The sequence below is a fragment of the Legionella spiritensis genome (assembly GCF_900186965.1).
Lineage (GTDB): Bacteria > Pseudomonadota > Gammaproteobacteria > Legionellales > Legionellaceae > Legionella_C > Legionella_C spiritensis.
This window is the reverse complement of record NZ_LT906457.1, coordinates 556891-579407: the sequence shown is the minus strand read 5'-3', so window position 1 is coordinate 579407 and position 22517 is coordinate 556891. Positions and strand designations below refer to the sequence as shown.

Below are 22517 nucleotides of genomic sequence, written 5' to 3'. Positions count from 1 at the left end.
CCGACACGAGAAAACCATGAAAAAAAAAGCCGTATTAGTCATTGCCCCAATTATGCCGGACTCCTCTGAGATGGCCGGCATTGCCGCTTCGCTTTCCTTTCTGACACCTTTTTGTGATTTGGAACTTCTTGACCCACTGACCGTTATCGATCAATCGCTGCCTGACACCGCCTATTACGAAGCCTGGCAACAACAAATTGCCGATTATTCCGGCCAGTACGACGCGTTTATCGGTTTTGCGTTCGGCGGAGTCATTCTGCAGCAATGTTTTTCAGTACTGGAAAACTATTCGCGTCCCGTACTGTTATTGTCCGCACCCACCTTTGCCGATGAAACCCTTTCCCGGACCCTTCGGCAAGTCGTAACCTGTTGTGAAGCGGATCAATTGGAACAGGGCTTGAGTTTATTATACAGGCACGTTTATCATCCCAATCCACAACCCTTTAGCGACTGGTCATCACTCGATAGACCTGATGCCAAAAAACGCATGATCACCGGACTTCGGCGAGTATTGGCGACGGATTCCTCCGCTATTGTCAGGAGCACGACACATCCTCATTTGCATTTGATTGGCGCCTGTTCCGATTTGGTCAACGCCAACAATGTTATTCCTCCTGCAACAGGAAAACTCGTTATTGTCCCGAAAGCAAGCATGCGGGTTTTACAGGATAATCCCTCTTTCTGCAAACCGTTGATTCAGGAGGTTTTGTGTGGCGAAACGTAACGACCGACTCAACATCGCTGTTTTACCGGGTGACGGCATAGGCCGGGAGGTCACCGAAGCCGCCTTGCCTGTTTTTCACGCCTTGCGATTACCGGTTGCCATCCGGCAAGGCGACATAGGCTGGTCATGCTGGCAAAAAACCGGGCAACCCATTCCCGCAAGCACCTGGCAATTGATCCGGGACAGCGATGCCACCCTGATTGGCGCCATCACCAGCAAACCACAGCGTGAAGCCTTGCAGGAATTGCCTGCAAAACTGCAACAACAAGGTTTGTCTTATATTTCTCCCTTGATTCAGTTAAGACAACAGCTGGATTTATTTGCCAACGTCCGGCCCTGCTTCAATATCACTGATGAATCCAACCCTTTTCATTTTTGCGTCATTCGTGAAAATACCGAAGGTTTGTACTCAGGCTTTGATTTTCACCCGATCCCCGCCCCCATCCGGACATTGCTGCAGGAGCACCGGTTCTGGCAAGAGATCCCCAACGATGAGGTAAGTTGTACCCTGCGCTTGCAAAGCAGGCGCGGTTTGCTTCGCCTGTTTGAATTTGCCTTTCAATACGCCCATCAACGGAAAATGTCGCTGGTCACGTTTGCGGACAAACCCAACGTATTGAGACAAAGCAGTGCTTTTGCCCGGGAGCTGTTTGAGTCGGTTGCCCAACATTACCCGCATATTAAAGCAGAAATCCGAAACGTGGATGCGGTCGCGTTCTGGCTGGTAAAACGACCGCAGGAGTTTGGTGTCATCGTTGCGGAAAATATGTTTGGCGATCTGTTGTCCGATGTCGGTGCCGCCGTCATGGGAGGCCTGGGGTTTGCCCCCAGCGCCAATATTGGCCATCATAGCTGTTATTTCGAGCCGGTGCATGGCAGCGGCCCCCGAATCAAACCTCATAGCGCCAACCCCGGCGCCATGTTTCTGACTATAGGCCTGCTGCTTGAACATTTTGGCTATGACAAAGCGGCTCAAGCCATCCGGCAGGCGGTCACTCACGTGGCCAGGGAGACGGACGTGACAACTTATGACATCGGCGGTCATGGTTCAACAAACGACATGGCGCAAGCCATCATCGAACAGGCCGCCTCTCTTGTCGCGCCCTCCAAAACGGCCGGTAATCCCCAAGCCCTGCTGCAAAAACGAATTAACGGCTTGCAGCAATACAACTCGGCGGAAATTTCCGACGCCCTCGACGCCTGCGGTGTGGAAGGCGCTTTATTACACATCAAACCCCTGTCTCCGGGAAAAAAACTGATTGGCCCCGCTTATACCGTGCAATACCAGCCTTATAAGAAACCCGTCGCCTCCTTTAAACAAGCCGCCAACTACATCGATCACGTTCCGGAAAAAGCGGTTCTGGTGATAGACAATCAAGGGCGGGTAGATTGCACGGTATGGGGCGATATCCTGACCCGGGTTGCCTTAATGCGGAGATTGGCCGGAACCGTCATCAACGGCGCCGCTCGCGACATAAAACAGATTAGCAAGAGCGGTTACCCGCTGTTTTATCTCGACCCCTATATGCGTACCGGCAAAAACCGGGTGCAAAAATCCGGGGAACAATGCCCGGTTACCATTCAGGGCGTCACCATCCATCCGGGCGATTTTATTTTTGGCGATGATAATGGCGTGCTCGTGATTCCCGTATCCCTTGTCGATGACGTGCTCGACAAGGCACAAAACATTCAGGTGACCGAACAAAAAATAATAGAGGCCGTTGCCTCCGGCAGTACCCTTAAGCAGGCCAGAAAGGATTTTCACTATGATCAGCCGTGGTTATCCCATGAAAAACCACTTCCCGGGAAAGACTGACAGATTCTGATGATGTGAGCGCTGGATCAGTAAAAGCCAGCAATCATTAAAGAACCAGTATTTCCTTAAGAAACTGGCTGGTCGTTGTCCACGAGCGCGAATCAGCCGTTTTATTGTAATGCAACCCCATTTCATCGTCATTGGCCTTCGGATCAGTGAAGGAATGGGCGGTCAAACCGTATATATGCACTTGCCAGTCGGCCTTTTTCATGGTCATTTCAGCGGCAAATTGAGTCACTTGCTCCGGCGGCACCAACGGATCGTCGTAACCATGCAAAACCAGTAATTTAGCGCGAATCGCGGCTTGAGGCACACCCCGGGGTTCGGACAACAAGCCGTGAAAACTGACAGCGCCCCGTATATCCGCACCTGTTCTTGCCAAATCAAGAACACACAACCCGCCAAAACAATAGCCTATGGCCGCCGTTTTTTTCGCATCGATCAGGGAGGACTGTGAGGTGAGCGCCTCAAACGCCGCCTTCATACGAGCTGCCAGACGGGCGCGATCCTGGATAAAGGGGGTCATTAATGCCCGGCGTTGTACTTTATCATGGCCTAATTGAGCGTTCCCATACATATCGATAGCAAAACCGGCGTATCCCATTTCAGCAAGCTGTCTTGCCTTCGCACAGGCCGCCTCTCCCCGACCGCCCCAATCAGGCGCGACCATCACGCCGGGCATGGGTTGTTGATTCCGCTCATCATAAGCCAGATAACCACGGCAGCTTACCCCGTCATCCTGATACTCAATCTCTTTTGTCACTATCATGATTCACATACCCGAATGGCAAAAAAGATAACTGTAGCAGGACATGGAAAAAATCCAAAGTGCCAAATCATGCCGCATTACTCTGAAACCCGCAATCCGGCCGGCAGCCTCCTTACAGGCTGCGAATTTTTCAAAATGCCTTTTTAGTACGCCATGCAAAAGCGTGGCTAATCCCGGTATGGATGCTTTTTAAATGCTGTGAAAATGCTATATTAAAAATAGAAGCCTGATGGAAATAGCATTAAGAAGAAGGAAAAGGATTATGCCAGCTCATTATACCGTCACTCGCATGACACGGGATGAAATACAACTAGCCATGCAGTGGGCTACCAACGAAGGCTGGAATCCCGGTTTGCATGATGCGGAATGTTTTTATCAAGCCGATCCCAACGGTTTTTTTGCCGGCAAACTGAATGACCAGATTATCGCGGTGGGTTCTGCCGTAATCTACGATGAACAATTCGCTTTCTGCGGCCTGTATATCGTCGATCCTGTTTATCGCGGCAAAGGGTACGGCCTGGAACTGACCAAACAAAGGCTCGCTTATGTAGGTGATCGTAATGCCGGAATCGACGGCGTGCCCGCCATGCTATCCAAATACGAACGTCTTGGTTATAAGGTTGCCCACGCCAATGCCCGGTACAGCGGCCAGTCATTGCCGGTCGTAAGCCCGTTGCCTCAGGCCATCAAACCATTATTACCACAACATTTCGAGGCATTATCGCATTATGATCGCCGCCATTTTCCCGCTCCGAGAACCAATTTTTTACGTTGCTGGATCAGTCAACCGCAGTGCGCGGCCTTCGGATGGTTCCGTGACGATGAACTAAAGGGTTATGGCGTGATCCGATCCTGTCTGCACGGGTTTAAAATCGGGCCGCTCTTTGCCGACACGACCGCCATTGCCGACGATCTGTTTCTGGCCATGACAAGTTATGCCAAGTGGAAAAGGATATTTCTGGATATTCCCGAAACCAATCCTCACGCCGTGGCTATGGTCAACCGTTATCAAATGGAAAAAGTGTTTGAAACATCCCGTATGTATCTGAAAGAGCCGCCGGAGCTACCTATGGAAAACATTTATGGGATCACGACCTTTGAGCTCGGATAATCGCAAAACCCCAAGAAACATGGTTGGCTATGGTCGCCATCCTCCTGATATTCAGTGGCCCAATGGCGCAAGAATGGCCATTAATTTTGTTATCAACTATGAAGAAGGCGCCGAACGAACCCCCCTTAATAACGATGAGACGGCTGAAATGTACGGCGGTGAATTCCCATTGACAGCCAAACCGGCCGGCATGCGTCATTTGAGCATGGAATCATTGTTTGAGTACGGCAGTCGCGTCGGGATCTGGCGTTTGCTGCGCCTGTTTGAGCAAGAAAAAATTCCCCTTACCTTTTTTATCACCGGCCAGGCACTGCGCATGAATCCGGAATTATGCCAATATTTCAAGGATTCGGATCATGAACTCGCCGGACACGGCTGGCGCTGGATTGATCACGGCTTGATGTCGCGCAGTGAAGAAAAAAAACATATCCGGCTATGCGTTTCCACTATTAAAAAACTGACTGGTAAACAACCACAAGGCTGGTATAGCGGCAGACGCAGTGAACAAACTCGCGCCCTTCTGCTCGAACTCGGGGGCTTTGTTTACGATTCCGACAGCTATGCCGACGATCTGCCCTACTATGAAGGCCGGCATCTTATCATTCCCTACACGCTGGTCTGCAACGATTTTCGTTATTCCACCTCGCCTGGGTTTTGCGAAGCCAATGATTTTTATAATCTGCTTACCAACACCTTTGATTTTCTCTATCAGGAAAACCGAACAACCCTCATGTCCATAGGCTTGCATCCCCGATTCAGCGGTCATCCTGCACGGGCGATGGCGTTGCAACGATTCATCCGTCATCTGCGCCAATTTCCAGAGATCTGGATAGCTCGCCGCATTGATATCGCCCACCACTGGCTAGGGCTTGTTGAGCCATAACATGAAAGGACGTGACACCTTGCAGCCCGTCATGAAGGCTTCGCTGTATGCCGGATAACGTTCCTGATTGGCACATCAAACCCGCAATACGGCCGCAGGCCTCCTTACGGGCTACCGGGTTTTTATAAAAAACAGAACCTAAAATGGAAGGGGTAATGCCCCGTTTATTTTGTGCAACTGCGTTTTAAACAGATTTTTGATCAATTCCAGACTTTTTTTATCATCTGCTTCAAAACGCGCAACCAGACAAGGCGTGGTGTTGGAAGCACGCAGCAATCCCCAGCCGCAGGGAAATTCCACACGCAATCCGTCGATGCTAATCACCGTCGCATCGGGAAAATCGGCTTCCTCACTGAAACGTTGCATGAACACAAATTTTTCATCGTCTGCTATTGGTATTTTTATTTCAGGGGTATTAATGCCATTGGGGATCTGATGAAACTGTTCACTAACCGGTAAAGGCGATCGGCTGATAATTTCCAGAAGTCGACAGGCACTATACAGGGCATCATCAAAGCCATACCAGCGATCCTTGAAGAAAAGATGACCGCTCATTTCTCCTGCCAGGGCCGCATTTTCCTCTCTCATCACCGATTTGACAATGGAATGTCCCGTCGGACACATCCTTGCCACGCCGCCAGCCTCTTCAATAACACTGGCCAGATGGCTGGAACATTTGACGTCAAAAACAATGGTGGCTCCGGGCTTGCCCTGCAATAAATCACGCGCGTAAAACATCATCAAACGATCAGGCCAGATAACTTCGCCCAGTTCCGTTACAACCCCTAAACGATCGGCATCCCCGTCAAAAGCCAGGCCTATATCCGCCTGATGCCGCACGACTTCCTCTTTCAAATCCCTTAAATTGGCCTCGATAGTAGGATCGGGATGATGGTTTGGAAACCGGCCGTCAACCTCACAATACAGGGAAACGACGTCACATCCCAAACGCGTCATTACTTCGGGAATGACCGGGCCGGCTACACCGTTGCCGCAATCCACCACCACCTTCAAGGGACGGGCCAGGGAGATATCGGTCACAATACGCGCCATGTAATCGGCAATAATGTCCCTGGATTGCAGAGTACCTGCACCTTGTTGAAAATGACCGGGACGAACCCGCTCAAACAGGCCATCGATATCTTTTTGAACCAGCGTCTTGCCGGCCAATACAATCTTGATGCCGTTATATTCCGCCGGATTATGGCTGCCTGTCACTATCAAACCGCAATCGATGCCATGTACATGCGTGGCGTAATACAGAACCGGCGATGCGACCATGCCCAAATCCACCACATGGATGCCGCTGTCGACCAACCCTTGCGCCAGCGCCGCACACAAGGACTCGCTGGTTAATCGCCCGTCGCGGGCCACAAAAATATGATCCCGTTGCAAGTCCCGCAAACGGCAGCTAACCGCCTTGCCGATGGTATAAAAAGCATGGACGTCCAGTTGCTCTCCGATCACGCCGCGGATATCGTAAGCCCGGAAAACAGAACGATCGATCAGCCGTTCCCGATAATTCATCACCCTCTCCCGGAACTTCCGAAACCGCCTTCTCCGCGACTGGATTCGGCAAAACTGTCCACAATGGCAAATTCCGCGCGGGTGACAGGCAGAAACACCAGTTGCGCAATGCGATCACCGGGATGGACGGTAAAGTGTTCCTGGTTGCGGTTCCAGCAGGAAATTTTCAATTCGCCCTGATAATCGGAATCAATCAGTCCGACCAGATTACCCAATACAATGCCATGTTTATGTCCCAACCCCGAACGTGGCAGAATAACCGCCGCCAAATCAGGATCGGCGATATAAATGGCGATACCCGTCGGCAATAACACCGTTTCCTGAGGTGCTATCTGCATCGGCTCATCAATACAAACCCGCAGATCCAGACCGGCGGAGCCGGGCGTGGCGTAAGACGGCAACTCAATATCGCTGCCGACGCGGGGATCAAGAATTTTCAGTTGAATGGCTTGAGGCATGTGTCATATCCTTTCTTTTATGGATGCGCCATTTTGAATAGTTGCCGCCAAAATTGCAATAATCTGTCCGGCCAGACGGGTTTTGTGAGCCAGAGGGAGTTCGGTTTGTGATTCGGCGGTGAGAATTGTCACCTGATTGCCGTCCTTATCAAAACCCATACCCTCCCCTACCTGATTGGCGATGATCATATTCATTTTCTTGGCAGCCAGTTTTTCTTTCGCGTGCTTGAGCAAATCGGAAGTTTCCGCAGCAAAACCGACCACATAAGACGCTTTGCCGGAGGCAGCGATTTCGGCGATGATATCCGGATTCGCGGTCAGATTCAGGGTCAGGGACGGTTTGTCCTTTTTTTTGATTTTATGCTCACAAGCGGCTTTTACCGTAAAATCAGCTACGGCGGCACAGCCGATAAATATCATACCCGCCTTGAAATGGGTCATGACCTGCCGGTGCATGGCACTGGCTGATTGTACGGAATAGAAACTGACACCAGCCGGCGGAGCCAAGGCCGTTGGCCCGCTAATCAGAATCACCTCGGCACCCGCCATACGGGCGGCTTCAGCCAGGGCGTATCCCATTTTTCCGGAACTGTGATTGCTGATAAAGCGTACCGGATCTATCGCTTCACGGGTTGGTCCAGCCGTAATCATTATCCGCTGGCCTTTAAGCAGATGTTGCACCGAATGCAGGCGCATGGCCGCGATAATCGTTTCGACGTCACTCATACGGCCGAATCCTTCCTCACCACAAGCCTGGCTTCCTTCATCCGGCCCGACCAGCATGACCTCACGCTCGCGAAGAAGTTTGCTGTTATGAACGGTGGCCGGATGCGCCCACATGCTGCGATTCATGGCCGGGCAAACAACAACAGGCGCTTCCGTAACCAGGGCGATGGTACTTAATAAATCGTTGGCGATCCCATGCGCCAGTTTTGCCAGACAATTCGCCGATGCCGGTGCTATCAGCAGATAATCCGCCCACCTTGCCAGTTCAATATGCCCCATACCACGTTCCGCCTGGGTATCCAGCAGATCACAGCGTACTTCCCGTCCGCTCAACGCCTGCATGGTAAGCGGCGTAATAAATTCCTGTGCGGATCGAGTCATAACCACTTGCACCGTGGCACCCAGACGGGTCAGTTCCCGAACCAGGTAAGCCGATTTGTAAGCGGCAATACCTCCGCAGATCCCAAGAACAATTTTTTTATTAGCAAAATCCTGCATGACTCACCAAATTTGATAAGAATACCTGCGATCAAAACACAAACCTCGCCATAAAGGAATATCAATGACCGAACTGTCTTGCCGTATTCATCCGTTCGGGGGAACAGCGCCAAAACAGGCCGACGCAGTGATCTTATCAGCCTGTAGAAAAACAGGTGTTTCAATAATTCCCGGGTGTTCAGTCATCAGGTACACGAAGCCCGAATGGCTTCCACCCATTGGCGATTCTTGCCGAAATCATAATGCCCCATAGTCGCTGAAGCGCTGACCTGTCCTTGGCTGTCAATGACGATCCAGTCGGTGAAATGAAACACGGTACTTTGACGATAAGCGATAAGAGATGATTCATCCACCTTGACAAGTGTTGTATTTTTATCCTGTTTTAACAAACATTCGGCCAGGGAAGACAGATTTTTTATCGCGAGAGGCGCAATATAATGCGCGTTATTCCGGGCAACCAGGCTGCTGACCCAGTTAGGCTTTTGCTCATCCTGGCGTCCATTCACCAATCCCTCCGGCATGGCGCGAAAATTTATTTTTGGAAATAAATACATCATCAACACGGCTAATACCGCAAGGAGAATCATCACGGCCAATCCCGTCAAAATCATTTTCATACATTGACTTCCCATATTTTGTCAGTCCCCGGAGACTGCGTTCTTATTTTATACGGACACTGCCCGTCTTGTTCTATAATTACTATATATTTCACTGGATCCACTGTTATGACTAATATATCACGGGAAGAAATTTTAGTGTTATCCGACGACAAAACCGTTGGCCTCATTTATTCCCGCAGCGATTTACAACAATATCTGGTCGAGTTAATTCAGGGTAAAAAAACCGAATACCTCCATGACGGTCGTGAATTGGCCATCTACACCACCATGGACGCCGCGGTGCGTGACGCCAGGAAACACGGTGCGCAAAACTTTTTTCTGTGTCTTGACAATACTTATGAAGAATGTGGGCTGGAAAACACCGGTAACCATTTAAGCTATCTGCCCATACATCCTCGACAATAAACAAAACCGGCCATAAGAAACATTAAGCGGCACAGGTTTTGTACACCTGCTTTATCCAAAAAAGAGATTGGCAGCCGAACGTTTGCATATCAACAGCCCCTTCATCTTGATTCTTGTCGGCAAAATCAGTACAGTCTATAAGCCTTGCAATCGTTTATTATTTGTGCAAAATCGGACTTTCGGATCACAATACAGGACATACCATGCGCCTTTTAATCAGTTCATTCCTCTTCCTGGCGGCTGCACTCACTCATGCGGACACCATAGATCATTACATGAATATTTCTAATAATATTCCGCAAATGGAGATGAAGGCCGATCCTCAAGCCCAGGCCTGGGCCCGTTCCGCTCGCAACGTATTAACCATTACCACCGAGACTATTGCCGAAACACTGCTTCAGGCAAACGAACTGGCCAAAAGTCAGGGCCGGCCTCTTTTTTGTCTGCCAAAGGACGTTTCCTTAAATTCGGTGACCTTAAACGGCATTATTGTACAAACCTATCGTGAGATCTCCAGCCAGCAGAGTGACAAAAATAAAATGACGATATCCCAGGTAGCCTGGCTTGGTATCACCAAAGCCTATCCCTGCACATCCCAGCCCCAATCCAGCTTTAGCCAGCAAATGCAGCATGTCAACTCACTGCTCAAAAATTAGGGCGTGTTTTTAAAGTTTCGCCAGAAGCGAAAAAACACAAAAAAAATGTAAAATTGATAGGCAGTTCCTTGTAAATGCGGTAGATTGAAAATAATCGGTTAAAAACCGTACTACCTTGCGGGTATTACCATGAATCCCTTACTGGAACTGATGAAACAAGACACACCCCTGGCTCTGGATGATGTGCTACCCGGTAACGCCAGTGTTCAGGCTTGTCTTGGTGGTCTGTTCCTGCAATTAACCAAAGCGTTACAACCAACCACCATCTCCCGTTCCCCGGAGACATTCTTTAGCGTCGATTCCTTTGATACCCAGTTGGCCTCCATTATGAACCAACCCGATCTGTTTGCGGAATCACTCACGTCACACTTTGGAATACCCAACGCCCGATTCTCTCATTTGCGGTGTTATTCCAATGGTCAACGAGCCCACTGGCACGCCATTTATGCGGAACTTAACAACGACGGCACGGAGATAGCACGTATTGTTATGACCGATTCCAGGACAAATTCTTCCGGTCACGGCATAACCGCCGGCCAGGATCGCCGGCATAATGAGTTTTTAAAGAGCATCCCTAATCATAAAATAACATTTACAGCCGGCCCCGAGCAGCCTTCCGGCTCAAGCACCTGCTGGCTTCACGGACTGGCCAATTTAGCCTCTCTGGCGGCCACAGGTCAGGTGTACCAAAGAAAAACAAACCAACCTCTTGGCGACGAGTTGGCGGCTTTGTTGCCGCAACCCGTGGTTTCCCGTTCGGATGACAAACACAACGAAACACAAAGCAACGCGATACATCCATCAACCCCCGTCAATTATCCGGATAGGCTCTTTCAAACGAGAAAAAACCATACGGGTGAAAAAAACCGCTTGCTATCGTCTCCGATACAATCCTCTCATTCCACTTGTCTGCCGGCGACATTAAAAGTCACCGGGACGTCGGGATTATTCCTGGGCGCGGGACAGGCTCTCGCAGGCGCGCTTGCCGTCGCCGCCGTTTTTCCTTTAGGCACCACCTTGAGCATTGCGTTATTGGCCACCGGTATCGCCCTGCTCCTGAGCGGTGCGACGTTATTAATCGGTGGTTGTTATGCAACGAATGAGCAACTATCCGAACAGAAAACCATAAAATACGCTTGAAAAATCGGTTAACTTTTTAACGTAGCTAGTACTGTTTCCATTTAGTTTTGCATGGTTTTAATTCTTAAAAAACGTCTACATCCCGCGATTTATTCGCGGGAACCAGTGGTTCAAAGTTCAGAACTACGCACACCTGGATGCCGCGAACAAATCGCGGCATCCAGGCATTTTTGGAACAATTTGTATATCACAACCGGTCTTAAGGTTTTAAGCTGTCCGGTTGTGATTCTGTTGACTCACTATATTTTTTAATAAACGGCTCAAGAGCCTCTTTTTGTTTCTGAAATTCGGGTAATTTCTTGTTTATATCATTGAGTATTTCCGTACTGTCCTCTAAAAGTTTATCGCATTCAATCATACGATCGTCAATTTTACGGCTTTCAGGAAATTTCTTTTTTAACTGAGACAAAGAGCTAATTTCCTTTCTAAGCCGGAGCATGGTTTTAAGCGTTTCTTCCTTTAATTTTTCCGTTTTATTAATTACCTGATCCCATTCATTTTGCTGATCTTTCAGTTCATCAATGTCACCCATTCCCATTTTTTTCCTCATAATATATTTACCTTAAAATTGGAACTATTACCCCAAAATTCCCATAACATTCCGACTCATCATGTGCTATTTAAGTTTCTGTTGATTATCCGTTTCTTCCTCGTCCTTTATCTCATGAATAAATTCCTTGAATTTAGTTGAAGGATGCGGATGATGCTGAATGATTTTTTCGAGCCTTTGCTCAATCAACTTCATTTTTTCTTCCGTTTCCGTAGTAAGCTTCTGGCTGCCACTTTTAAGCTCTTTCCACTGTTGTACTATCGCTTCCAATTCTTTATCCAGTTTAAAAGCGCTTAGCTCCGGTTCCTGAGGAAGCGGCTCATTAAGTTTTTGCAACCCGTCATCATTACAATACATCTCCCCTGTCATCATATTGATATGGTAATCGATTTGCGCAGGAACACCGTCGATAATCATGTCGACAACCAACTTGAAACCCTCGTTATTCTGATAGTGCTTGCTGGTACCAAGAGTAACCGCTTTGAACTGAACCTGCGTATCATTAGGAGAGTTTTCAACAATGGCTTTTTCCAACGAGTGCAACAGCTCTCTATAAGTAGCAGCCTGATTAACTTTCAGGAATAACGGTGACTTGATCCCTTCATTGAGTAAAGCAGGATCCATTGTTTTGAAGAGGATATTTTTATCCCGATAAGTAAATGTATTTTTGGCCGGAAGATTCAACTGCGGTTTGACATCCCTGCCTGTCACGCGTTGAAAATGTGCCGCGGCAGCTGCCGAAGCCGCTTGATATACCTGTGCGGAACGTTGTTCATTGAACGAGCTATTTTTATCACATTGAGCAAAATAGCGTACCATTTGTAATTTTGTTTGCTGACAATAGTCCTGGAAAGCCTCCCAGTTATCGTCATGAACCCCTTTCGGTTTAGCCATCAATAAAGCGTTGTTAAAAAATACGGACAAAGCCTGGTATTTCTCTTGTAACGTTGCATTTTTGTTATCAAGAATATCATACAACTCCTTACTCTCAATACCCCGGGAACCGGCTTGCTGTAAAACGACCTTGACATTATCCAAGGCATTATCGGTATTGGCATCCAGCTCATCAGGAGCCATCGCCGCCTGAACTTTAAGTTCCAGTTCATTCAGATACTGGTACAAACGTCCCTGAACGCCGCTTTTCAAGGTTCGGGAATGTGTCTTGTCATTTTTCAGCAATTCTTGGCGTGCCTCGGCAATAGTGCGCAAGATATCTTCCGGATTTTGATCCTTCTTCTGTAAATTTTCAAGCAACGTCGCAACCACTTGTTTGCGATCACCACTGACCCACCCCCGAGTCCACCATTTGTCTTTATAAGCGGTTAACCACGCCTCTGCTTGCGCTTTTATGCCGGAAGAACCTTGTTGTTGCGCATTATCTCCGCTCCACCAGGCTGCAAAATTGCCTTTCTTCCATTGACTGGTCTGTTCAGGCAATAGTTGTCGTCCTTCCGACATAATAACATTCAAATACGTTCCTTTTTGCACTTCATGTTCGCCACGATGACTGGTCAAGACGTTAAAATGGGATTGTTGCGCCCGAACGACGGCATCAATCAATGGTTTATCCTCGCTCCATAGCATTTGCTTCTCGAAACGTCGACATTCCTGGCTTAGGCGCGCATACCCAACCGGATTGCCATCCCGGTAGGCCTTGTATCGTAAATAAAGTAACGCCCCCATGATTTGCTCGACTTGTTCAGCATCAGAAGCATTCCGGTCTATGGTAAATTTACCTCTTAATTTTTGGTGATGAGCCGGGGTACTTAACCATTCGACCTGCCTGGCGATATAGCCATTGGTTGCCTCGGCTCCCGCATGCTTCACCGCGTCTTTCATTATTCCGAATTGATAATCGGGGGAGTCCATAAAATCACTATACACAGCGGCTTCAGACACCGTGGGATCCACTTTGCCGTATTGCTGTATTCTCTTCACATAAAATTGTTCCAGGAGGGGCTTTCTGGCTTGGATGGTATCTATTACATCCTGCGGATCAAGCGACTTTATCTCAGGCATTGACACCGTCAGTTTATTGTAATCAGCCCAACCGGTTAAATCGGTTCTCAAAACGCCATCGTCTTTAGCAAACTCATTCCATTGCTCGCATGCGAATGTTGCAATCTCGCGCAACTGTCGAGCCATGTTTCCTTGCAATTCAGGATCATGCTGCAACTCTTCCCAGCGGTTATCAATGCGGCTTAACACCAGATTCCACTGTTTTGTCAATTTATCACGAATCACCCTTTTGGGTACCTGTTCGTCACTGGCATTAATGACTTGAATGTATTTGAAAAACTCCTGATAAACGATATCTTTCACATCATCGAACGATTCTCGCGACTCCCGCTCCACCACACGCTTTTCATTGCGCACGCGGTTTAACTCGGAAATGGCCTTATCAAGACCGTCCACCGTATCCGGAATTTTTCGCATTTGCCTGGGCGAATAGATATCCGAAAATTCGCTGCGACGAACAATCAAGCGGGTAAATCCTACCTGACCGGCGCGTCCGGCACGGCCAATTTTTTGTCGCTTGGATCGTTCCAGATCTTCGGAAGAATAAGGATCGGTATCAACATACGTATCTATCGTATACAAACCATTATTGTGTCCCGGCTTAATATCAGTTCCCCGACCAAATACCGTAGAAATGGTGATCATGCCATTTTGACCGGCCTTTTCCTTAATCTCCTGTTCTTCCTGATTTCGCGCTTTAGGGGTAGGTTTTTCACTGCTGTAAAAGCGCTGAATGCCATTATCCACGCCTTGAAATCTGGAGTTGTATTTCCCAGGATTTTTATTAATAGCGTCTTGCAAGGCCTGATAAATTTTCTCCCCTTGCTCTTTATCCGCACAATGAATCAATATCGGTCCGGCGTTTCCTCCTTTTTGCTGCCTCAGATAGTGGAGCGTTTCCTTAACGATGCGGTTAATATGATCGCGACTTTCCGCCTCCGGATCGTCCACGGTTTTCGGGTTCGTCAGAATCGGTTTTAAATCCTGACGTTTCGATTCCGTAAACGACGGTATATCCACAAATCGAAACCCATATTTCGCATACTGCTCTTTAATTTCTTCTCGTGAGCCGGCTGTGCCGCTCATACCCATGCGAAGTTTATAAATATTAAACAAAATTTTGCTGTTTAACGTCGTAATATAGGTTTTTTCCGGCTCAACCAGAAAATCAGGCATGGTACCTCTATCAATGTCACTACGGTATTTCTGACGCAGGCGCACATGTAAAAACTGCTGAATCGCATCACTGAATTCAGCCTGGATGTTGGGACGTCCGCCGGTTAGAATACAGGCTTTGGAAACCTGACCATATTTTTTATGTTCCAGAGAAACTACCCGAAATCGTACTTGCTCAAGCTCAATCAGCTGGCTGGTCTTGCCGGCAGCAACGAGCCAGGTTTCCAACCGTTTTTTGTAAACGTCCGGCTGACTCTCCAGCTCTTTAAGCTGTGCTTTCTCTTCCTTGCTTTTGGCTGAATTTCTTAACCAGATTCTTGCCTGCTCCAGAAACGCCTCATCACTTTTTGGCGCCTTCTGAGTATCAGCAAATTGCACCAGTGCTTCGTAAATCCATGTATACGGGCTTTTATAGGGATCAGTCACCGGATCCAGAGCCGCTGCATAGCGATAGCGGGTACTGTCATCCAGTGTTGAAAAATCCACTTCATCGGCAATTAAGGCACAATCTTCCGGGAACACTTTACCTTGTAACTGCATTTTGGAACGATGCAGTGCCAATTCCGACATGCTGGAATAATGGATCGCGCCTTCTTCATATTCTTCCCGGCCGGAAGTAGCATGAATGAGCCTGGCAGACATGCCCAGGTACTCAAAAAAGCCACGATTTTCGTTCAGTCCTTCTTCCGCCAGAAACAGATTGCTTGTACAAACGTCAACCGTTTTGCCTTCCATATTTATCATGGCTGCAGCAAGACCGGAGGTCAGGGACTTGCCTTGCCCCGTCTGAATCTGGGCGATAAAATCCTGACCACTCTGCATGGCCGTCAATAAATAAAGAATTTGCGTCGGTCTCGGGAATTTACCCGTACCTCGATACATCGCTTCCCGCAGCAAGGCAATGGTTTCCAGGCGCACCTTGAGGCGTTGTTCAGGCGAAAGTTTCGTATCTTTTAACTGATCACGGTAATACTTGAGCAAGCCCTGGATTTCCCCATGAGACATCTCTTTAAAGGGCTTGCATGAGCCGCCGTCTTCTGTCCACGGCAGGGTAGGAACGCCCCGATTGTTACCAATGGTGTTTACGTATAAAAACCATCGCTGCAATTCCTCTCGTTGCGAAAGCAGAAGCGGACGCTCATAATTTAAGTCCTGCAGATTATCGAGATATTTGGCGAGATGATCGGTACCAAAATCTCTATCTTGATTTTTTTTAACAAGCCAGTAATCACGGTCATAGTGTGCCTGCAACGTTTGCAGGGCTTCCATATCCAGGCGGTCTTCCGCAGAAAGCAACTCGTGCAAAATAGACAAACCAGGAGACCTGGGAGAGCGATACAACGCGTCCAGTTGTTGCAGCAGTTCCTTCGGTTCAAGCTTGTTCAGTTTGTCTATCACATCACGAAACAGTTCCCCTTGATAAGGCATCCCTTGTGCGGCTTTCAAAGCGACCGCCAATACCAACGATTGTTTAGGCACGTCCTCTATCGGGCCAAGTGTGGTCATGACGGCTATAAAATCGCTCGCCCGATTCCGGTCTTCGGTAAAAAAGTCAAAAGTAGTCGCTGTCAGCGCAGGATTATTGAGTTGGATAATGATCTGAAAAGCATCATCCATGTTTCTCAAGGTGTTGTCATCAACTCGTTCACAGCTGGAAAGAAGTTTCAGCCTGGCGGTAAACAAGGCACCATCCAATTCCCGTAATGGTAATAATTTCGCTATATACTCCGGAGCAGCTCGAGGGGTTTCGGCATTATCATGACAATAGCGCAGTGCCAGTTCACAAAGCAGCTTTTTCTCGGAATCGTTGAAAACATCTTCCCGCTCTTTATCAAACACAACATCAACAATACCTTTCAATGCTGCAATAGTATCATCAGTGACGTCCTCAAACGCCAGGAATTGCTGTAGAAGGTCGGTGGAAAGCGGCGCGTTTTTATTGAAATTATCCACCAGTGCGCCGGTTATATCTGCCAGCAGGGATAAAGGATAAGAGTCAAGGCAGGGACTTTTTTTATCCAGGACATCCAGGACTTTTCTGAAATCGGCAGGCCAGGTTTTATTGATGCGTTGCAAATTAGCCAGGAATTGACTAAGTGAATTCAGTTCGCCCGCATACAACCCGGCGAATTGATTAAAATCGGATTCTTCTTTAATGGGATGATGAACCTTGCTGTTAATAATTTTGGCTAACCAACTCCTGGTCGATTCATCCCTTATGCCAATACGCTCAAGACCATCCTTCGTCACACTGTCATAGACTCTAAGCATCACACTCTGAACTTTTCCCTTAACCACACCACCAATAAATCCGGAAAATGTAGCAATCTCCTCAAGGCCACCCAGTAACATTCTTGTCCCTTCAGGGGTGGCAAGACTATCAAAAAATCCCTCACCAAGCCGATCATCAATCAGAGATTTATTAGGAGCCAATTCACTCATGATCTCACCCATAAACTTGGTAATGATCGTATGTAAATTACCGGCAGACTCTACGGATGTGGCGGTCACCTTCTCCATTTGTATGGCGCAGCTTTCAGGCAATGCGCTTCTTACAGTCCGTTCAAGGCCGCTATAGTCCGGCTTGTCATTGGCGGCTATCGTTGTTACCAGGCCAATGAGGTCATCCAGCGAAGGCAGAGCCTCCGATTTCTCCACATCAATGTGGCCGAGCAGTTCAAGTAAATCACTGGTGGTTTGCGCCCCATGCTTCTCCAGGCAGTTACCTACTTCGGCATACAATGCTCTGGCCTTCTCCAGCGCACTAGACTCATCCACGCCTTCTGAACTGCAGACAGCCAGGAGTTTCGCTGCGGCCACTCTTATCCTGCGATCAAATTTAAACTCCGCTTCAGCCTCCTCAACTTTTCGGAATTGACCATTTAACCCTTCTATTTGAAAGAGAATCTTTTGAAAATTGTCGGCGCCCAGATTTTGCTTGTTTCTCGCCAGTGAAAGCAACGCTTCAATATAGCCTTCCGCATGATCACCATATCTGGAAACAAGCCCTGGTATGTTTGCTATAAAACTCGCTGGGTCATTCGAACCAAGAGCAACATTGGATATCTCCGTTATCTCCGCAATAGTGGGTCGAATAGGAAATCCTCTAATTCCCCGCCAATTGGCGAGTATTTTGCCAACAACCCGGTACTCTTTTGACTCCGGCGACTTATCGGATTGAATGGTCCATTCTATCAGACGATCGATGTCCTCTTGTGTAAAATGTTTACCTCGTTTTCCGGTACCGAAGACCGCGACCAGAAGCAGAAGATTATCGTTCCTGACTTCATAATCCGTATTTTTTACCTCTAATAGCTTGTCAAACGCTTTAAGATATTGACTCTGAGAAGCACGATGATTAAAAGTCGCGATGTAACGCATGAACAGGGATTTTCTTTTTTCTTCCGTATTGGTGCTTATATCGACAAGATTTGCCCCGATATTGATTTTATCGCAGCGAAAACTAAAGCCTTTTTGGGAATATTCTCGATTGGTTTTGGGATCTTTACTATAACTGTCTCCCAAATCAAGCATCATATCAGGCGTCACCAGCTTATACCCTTCATAACGTGATGCGTAAAAAGGGCCTAACGGATCGAGAGACAGTCCCCCTAATCCCTCGTAAAACTGCTCATCCACGTCATGCGCGTTCGGCAAAATCGTGGTTAACAACCGATCCAGAGCCACTCGCATGTCAGCGACATCGGTCAAAGGACAATATTCCGTCAGGTTCAGTCCAGGACCCACCTCTTCCAGCTGACCGCAAAAATAGAGAAACCCGTCCGTCAATTCCGCCAGATTCGCCCAACGTTGACCAGGGGCTTGCACCATGGCGAACTCACTATCGGAATCGGGTTGATAATAAAGATTACTGGTGTGTTGCTCCGTTAATGATACCCACCATGCCGTCTGCGCCGATGACAAGGTTAACAATTTTTGCATGGCGGCATGCGCGCTTTCAGTCGTCAATTCATTAAGATTCTGAGACGGGTCAATAAAACAGGTCTTGAAGCTTGCAAAAAACTTCTCTCCCTTTATCGTTTTAATCTGATTCAAAGTATCCAGCAGATCGGACAAACCCTGCGGCCCTTTCTCGTAAAACACCTCGCTTAACGCGTTGATATTAGACGACGACAGTTTATCGCCAAAAACGTCCCGGATTTGTTTCCGGATGGCGCTTGCCTCTTCCTTGCCGACCATCCCTTCAATAAAACTATTTAAAATGAAAACTCGTTGTGACTCGGTAAACGTGGTATCGCTTTTTAAAAAGAAGAACTGGCTGATGCAATCCTTCAAAGCAGGTCTTTGACTCTTGTTCATAGGCTTTATGACATGGTCATAGAGACTTTGAGCCTGTTCACGACTCATAAACTGCAAGGCATTACCTGACCATTGATTCGGAGCCCGTGGTTTGCTGAATCGAATGGTAAGCGGGGATTCATTCGGATTAATCGCCGGATTAAACGACGAATAGGCAAGCACGACGTCCCCGTCCTTATCTTGCTGAAGGGAAAATCCGCGAGGTAAATTATCCGGATGCAGTCCGTACTGGACATCCTGCAAATGCTCAAGTAGCATTTCGGCTGCGGAAACGGTCATTTTCTTAATGCCGTATTTAAAGAAATCGGCATGCGCTCCCGTAATCAGATCCCAACATTGTGACGGTTTCAAATGAGGATGACGGTTGGCACTAAAGGTAATAAAATGCCCGTTCTGCCCAATGCTCTCTCTGGTGAGCAACTTCTCATCACCCGTGTAGGGGGCAAACGCTTCCTCCTCGATCTCGTCTTCTTCCGGCAGTTCCTCATCATCCAGTGCGGTTTGTATTTGTTGTTGAACTTGTTGTTGCTGCTGCTCCTGAATCTGTACCTCGGTATCCAGTCCCTCCAGTCCTTCCGTTTGCAAAATGGCTTTACCTATTTTACCGAGTACAGCCGATTCTTTGATCCCGGACTTATGAGACAGACGGCCTGAAACCTCAGGAGAAGTCCGTTTTTGGCGTTGATTAGCCAATCCGGCGTTTTCCAGCTCCTTAAGCTTGAGCAGCAAATCAGGATGAACGGTTTCCTTTGAGGTAGAAAAAGAAAGAATCGTTGGATAGCCCTTCTCTTTTATAGTATCAATTAATGTTTGAACGGTTTCTTCAGACAAGGTTGCAAGCGAATCGGCTTCAATTTCCAGCTTTTCAAGACCGGGCATGGCTTCCATAATGCTGCCCAGCTCCCTAACCAGCTCCTTATTGTCGACGGCTGTCAAATCGGGTATGGTGAACTGAAATCGTTTGAACGGAGTAAAGGGTTCTTCGGATTGTACGTGGTCTCTTAAAGCAATCAACAGGCCGAGATCAGATACCGGTAGCGGCTCAATTTCATCTTGACGATGCGTCATATTGAATTCATCGAACGGGAATGTCGTATCAACAAAGCGATCTTCATGAGCCGCCATGTATTGCAACAATTTGATAAATCCTGTTACACCCAGTGCCGATACGGCTTCTGTATCCTCTTTGGCGTATTGGTTCATCCATTCAAAACGGTTTTTACTCGGGAAAACAGAGGGCGTAAACAACATGTGTTCAAACAAGGAATCCCACGGATCGACCCCTTCGGGCACGTTAATGTTTCGACTGTCTAACAGATTGTTGCGGGCATTGATAATCGCAAGATATTGCTGTAAGCCTGGCTCATCCGAAGTCAATTTAATATGGCGCGGTAAACCATCGATTTTTTCATGCAACAGTTGCTCATCTATTTTCCCGGTTCCAGCCAGCTTCAGTTCAGTCAATGCGCTGTTTTTACCTGTTTGTTCAAAAACAACCTGTAATACCAGAGCCGGGTCGCTTTCCTGCTCTGCTACCTTGTCAAGAATCTCTTGTACATTTAATTCCAGAGACTCTTCACTGGTTGAAGCGATCTCCTTGATCGCTGTCAATTCACGCAAAGCGGTCATTTTCTTATCCTGCATCACCAGCTTTTCCAGTAACTCGCTGTTGAATTGACCTTTTTTCCCCTCTTTTTTCATCGCGACAGGTTGAGAAAAGGCCAGCAATTGCCCTTCTACCAGCATCGGTTTTACAATAAACTCGTCGTGTTCTTCGCTGCTTGTTTCTTCAAAAACACGTGCGGGAAAAATTTTCTCAATCCCTTCTTTTATGTCGTTTGAAATACGTTGCTCCCCTAACAGGGAACGGTATACAAAGTTACGAAGGGCGGTGCTGTCCGGACAATCTAAAAATTTTCGATAGCTCTCTTTTTCCTCTATCACTCCTTTTTCGAGAAGATCGGCAAGAAGCCCTCTTAACGCGCGGTACCCGCAGGTGTATCCATCTTTCTGCTCACCGGAACCGGTTATATTAATAGTCGGTTCTTCACATTCCGGGAAAGCCGTATAAATTTTTAACGTCTCATCCTTGGCATACCCGCCAAGCTCCGTCCGGTACTTCAACGCATTACGAATGGTACTTTCAATGTCTTTTTTGCCACGTTCATGTAAAAACAATTCATCGGTGTAATCGACGGTAATCCGTGCGGGAGGATCCACGGGATCAACCGTAACCAGCATCCGTGTCCAGTGAACGCCCCGGGAATCAATTCGACTGTGACCGTCCTCACCCAAATTAACGATTAAAGGAATCACATAGGGTTTTTTCGGGTCGTCATGTTGATGTTTTTCACGCTCAAAATGCAAAACCAACCCGATATCATCCTCTTTGAAAGGAACAATATGAGTCTCATTTTGTAATCCCAGAATAGTCAACTCACGCTGAATATCAAGATCGGTGAGCCATTCGTCTTTTTTTAACTTACCGGCCAGAAATTTTTCAAAAAGACCTGGATAACTGGCCTTGGAAGGATCAAAACTAATGCGCGCCGGGCGAGTATGCTGCCACCGCAACCAATCTGTTCTGGCCGCCAGGATATCAAAATTGAGCGTATATTGATCACCTAACTCTCCCGCCTCCTTTTTGTAACTCATATGCCTGACAAACACGTTATAAAAGGTTGCAAAATCATTGAGGTTTACTGAAAGGGTCTGCTGATTGTCCACCGCAAGCGGCAACAGGGAGAGATATTCACCATGTTCACTGTCAAAACGTTTCAGGCCATCGATTAAAGGCGCGGCATGGTTAATAGCCAACTCATTGACGTTTTTTAAAATATCATATAATTTTTTTAACGAATCATTAGGTGAGGTACTGATATCAAGCCCACCTGACAGCAAATCTTCTGATTTGCTTTGCAAATCACCGGTGGACAGCCGGCCGATACTTGTAAGCTCTTCGGGAGTAATCACCTTGTTCTCGACCGCTTGATGAAGAGCAATCATACGGCTTATCAACGTCAAGACTTGAACTTCCGCGTCTGGATTGTCAAAAAAAGGCATGGGCATGTTTATCTCTAAAAATTATGTATTCCTTAATCATAAGAAATAGCACAATT

The 22517-nt window shown here is 47.6% G+C and carries 14 protein-coding genes; 7 read left to right on the top strand and 7 right to left on the bottom strand.

Annotation, left to right across the window (positions count from 1 at the left end):
- Positions 1–16: 16 nt before the first annotated feature.
- Both CKW05_RS02680 and CKW05_RS02675 read left to right on the top strand, forming a co-directional pair.
- A complete protein-coding gene (locus CKW05_RS02680; RefSeq protein WP_058484427.1) occupies positions 17–724 on the top strand; it encodes a hypothetical protein in 708 nt (235 codons plus the stop codon).
- Complete coding sequence (locus tag CKW05_RS02675) at positions 711–2540, top strand: isocitrate/isopropylmalate family dehydrogenase (protein WP_058484428.1); 1830 nt, start codon at positions 711–713, stop codon at positions 2538–2540. Before CKW05_RS02680 ends, CKW05_RS02675 begins: the two co-directional genes overlap by 14 nt.
- Positions 2541–2586: 46 nt before the next feature.
- On the opposite strand, the gene CKW05_RS02670 is transcribed toward CKW05_RS02675, so the two are convergent.
- A complete protein-coding gene (locus tag CKW05_RS02670; RefSeq protein WP_058484429.1) occupies positions 2587–3309 on the bottom strand; it encodes a dienelactone hydrolase family protein in 723 nt (240 codons plus the stop codon).
- 262 nt (positions 3310–3571) lie between these two features.
- Here CKW05_RS02670 and CKW05_RS02665 point away from each other — a divergent pair, with 262 nt between their 5' ends.
- Both CKW05_RS02665 and CKW05_RS02660 read left to right on the top strand, forming a co-directional pair.
- Complete coding sequence (locus tag CKW05_RS02665) at positions 3572–4420, top strand: GNAT family N-acetyltransferase (protein ID WP_058484430.1); 849 nt, start codon at positions 3572–3574, stop codon at positions 4418–4420.
- The gene (locus CKW05_RS02660) at positions 4392–5303 is read left to right on the top strand and encodes a polysaccharide deacetylase family protein (protein ID WP_058484431.1); all 912 of its coding nucleotides are present in this window, start codon (positions 4392–4394) and stop codon (positions 5301–5303) included. The genes CKW05_RS02665 and CKW05_RS02660 overlap by 29 nt, the downstream gene beginning before the upstream one ends.
- 138 nt (positions 5304–5441) lie before the next feature.
- Here the strand turns inward: CKW05_RS02660 and CKW05_RS02655 are convergent, their stop codons facing one another.
- The 4 genes from CKW05_RS02655 to CKW05_RS02640 all read right to left on the bottom strand — a co-directional run bounded on the left by CKW05_RS02655 (position 5442) and on the right by CKW05_RS02640 (position 9129).
- On the bottom strand, positions 5442–6830 hold the full coding sequence (locus CKW05_RS02655; RefSeq protein ID WP_058484432.1) for a phosphomannomutase/phosphoglucomutase: 1389 nt from the start codon (positions 6828–6830) through the stop codon (positions 5442–5444).
- A complete protein-coding gene (gene dut / locus CKW05_RS02650) occupies positions 6830–7288 on the bottom strand; it encodes a dUTP diphosphatase (RefSeq protein ID WP_058484433.1) in 459 nt (152 codons plus the stop codon). The genes CKW05_RS02655 and dut overlap by 1 nt, the downstream gene beginning before the upstream one ends.
- Positions 7289–7291: 3 nt before the next feature.
- Positions 7292–8512, bottom strand: a complete 1221-nt coding sequence (coaBC, locus tag CKW05_RS02645; RefSeq protein ID WP_058484434.1) for a bifunctional phosphopantothenoylcysteine decarboxylase/phosphopantothenate--cysteine ligase CoaBC — start codon at positions 8510–8512, stop codon at positions 7292–7294.
- 185 nt (positions 8513–8697) lie between these two features.
- Entirely contained in the window at positions 8698–9129 is a 432-nt protein-coding gene (locus tag CKW05_RS02640; RefSeq protein ID WP_058484435.1) for a DUF1499 domain-containing protein, read from the bottom strand.
- Positions 9130–9237: 108 nt separating this feature from the next.
- Here CKW05_RS02640 and CKW05_RS02635 point away from each other — a divergent pair, with 108 nt between their 5' ends.
- The 3 genes from CKW05_RS02635 (at position 9238) to CKW05_RS02625 (ending at position 11333) form a co-directional block, all read left to right on the top strand.
- Positions 9238–9537 (top strand): hypothetical protein, encoded by a 300-nt coding sequence (locus CKW05_RS02635; protein ID WP_058484436.1) that lies wholly within the window; start codon positions 9238–9240, stop codon positions 9535–9537.
- A gap of 203 nt (positions 9538–9740) precedes the next feature.
- Positions 9741–10193, top strand: a complete 453-nt coding sequence (locus CKW05_RS02630) for a hypothetical protein (protein ID WP_058484437.1) — start codon at positions 9741–9743, stop codon at positions 10191–10193.
- A 129-nt stretch (positions 10194–10322) separates the two neighbouring features.
- On the top strand, positions 10323–11333 hold the full coding sequence (locus tag CKW05_RS02625) for a hypothetical protein (RefSeq protein ID WP_058484438.1): 1011 nt from the start codon (positions 10323–10325) through the stop codon (positions 11331–11333).
- 199 nt (positions 11334–11532) lie between these two features.
- Here the strand turns inward: CKW05_RS02625 and CKW05_RS02620 are convergent, their stop codons facing one another.
- A complete protein-coding gene (locus CKW05_RS02620) occupies positions 11533–11883 on the bottom strand; it encodes a hypothetical protein (protein WP_058484439.1) in 351 nt (116 codons plus the stop codon).
- A 66-nt stretch (positions 11884–11949) separates the two neighbouring features.
- On the bottom strand, positions 11950–22461 hold the full coding sequence (locus tag CKW05_RS02615; protein WP_157737708.1) for a hypothetical protein: 10512 nt from the start codon (positions 22459–22461) through the stop codon (positions 11950–11952).
- Between the last annotated feature and the right edge of the window lie 56 nt (positions 22462–22517).

Bases quoted from the DNA above. Each gene is read 5' to 3' on its own strand.
- CKW05_RS02680 (WP_058484427.1), top strand. From the start codon at position 17: ATGAAAAAAAAAGCCGTATTAGTCATTGCCCCAATTATGCCGGACTCC.
- CKW05_RS02670 (WP_058484429.1), bottom strand. From the start codon at position 3,309: ATGATAGTGACAAAAGAGATTGAGTATCAGGATGACGGGGTAAGCTGC.
- CKW05_RS02665 (WP_058484430.1), top strand. From the start codon at position 3,572: ATGCCAGCTCATTATACCGTCACTCGCATGACACGGGATGAAATACAA.
- CKW05_RS02660 (WP_058484431.1), top strand. From the start codon at position 4,392: ATGGGATCACGACCTTTGAGCTCGGATAATCGCAAAACCCCAAGAAAC.
- CKW05_RS02655 (WP_058484432.1), bottom strand. From the start codon at position 6,830: ATGAATTATCGGGAACGGCTGATCGATCGTTCTGTTTTCCGGGCTTAC.
- dut (WP_058484433.1), bottom strand. From the start codon at position 7,288: ATGCCTCAAGCCATTCAACTGAAAATTCTTGATCCCCGCGTCGGCAGC.
- coaBC (WP_058484434.1), bottom strand. From the start codon at position 8,512: ATGCAGGATTTTGCTAATAAAAAAATTGTTCTTGGGATCTGCGGAGGT.
- CKW05_RS02640 (WP_058484435.1), bottom strand. From the start codon at position 9,129: ATGAAAATGATTTTGACGGGATTGGCCGTGATGATTCTCCTTGCGGTA.
- CKW05_RS02635 (WP_058484436.1), top strand. From the start codon at position 9,238: ATGACTAATATATCACGGGAAGAAATTTTAGTGTTATCCGACGACAAA.
- CKW05_RS02630 (WP_058484437.1), top strand. From the start codon at position 9,741: ATGCGCCTTTTAATCAGTTCATTCCTCTTCCTGGCGGCTGCACTCACT.
- CKW05_RS02625 (WP_058484438.1), top strand. From the start codon at position 10,323: ATGAATCCCTTACTGGAACTGATGAAACAAGACACACCCCTGGCTCTG.
- CKW05_RS02620 (WP_058484439.1), bottom strand. From the start codon at position 11,883: ATGAGGAAAAAAATGGGAATGGGTGACATTGATGAACTGAAAGATCAG.
- CKW05_RS02615 (WP_157737708.1), bottom strand. From the start codon at position 22,461: ATGCCTTTTTTTGACAATCCAGACGCGGAAGTTCAAGTCTTGACGTTG.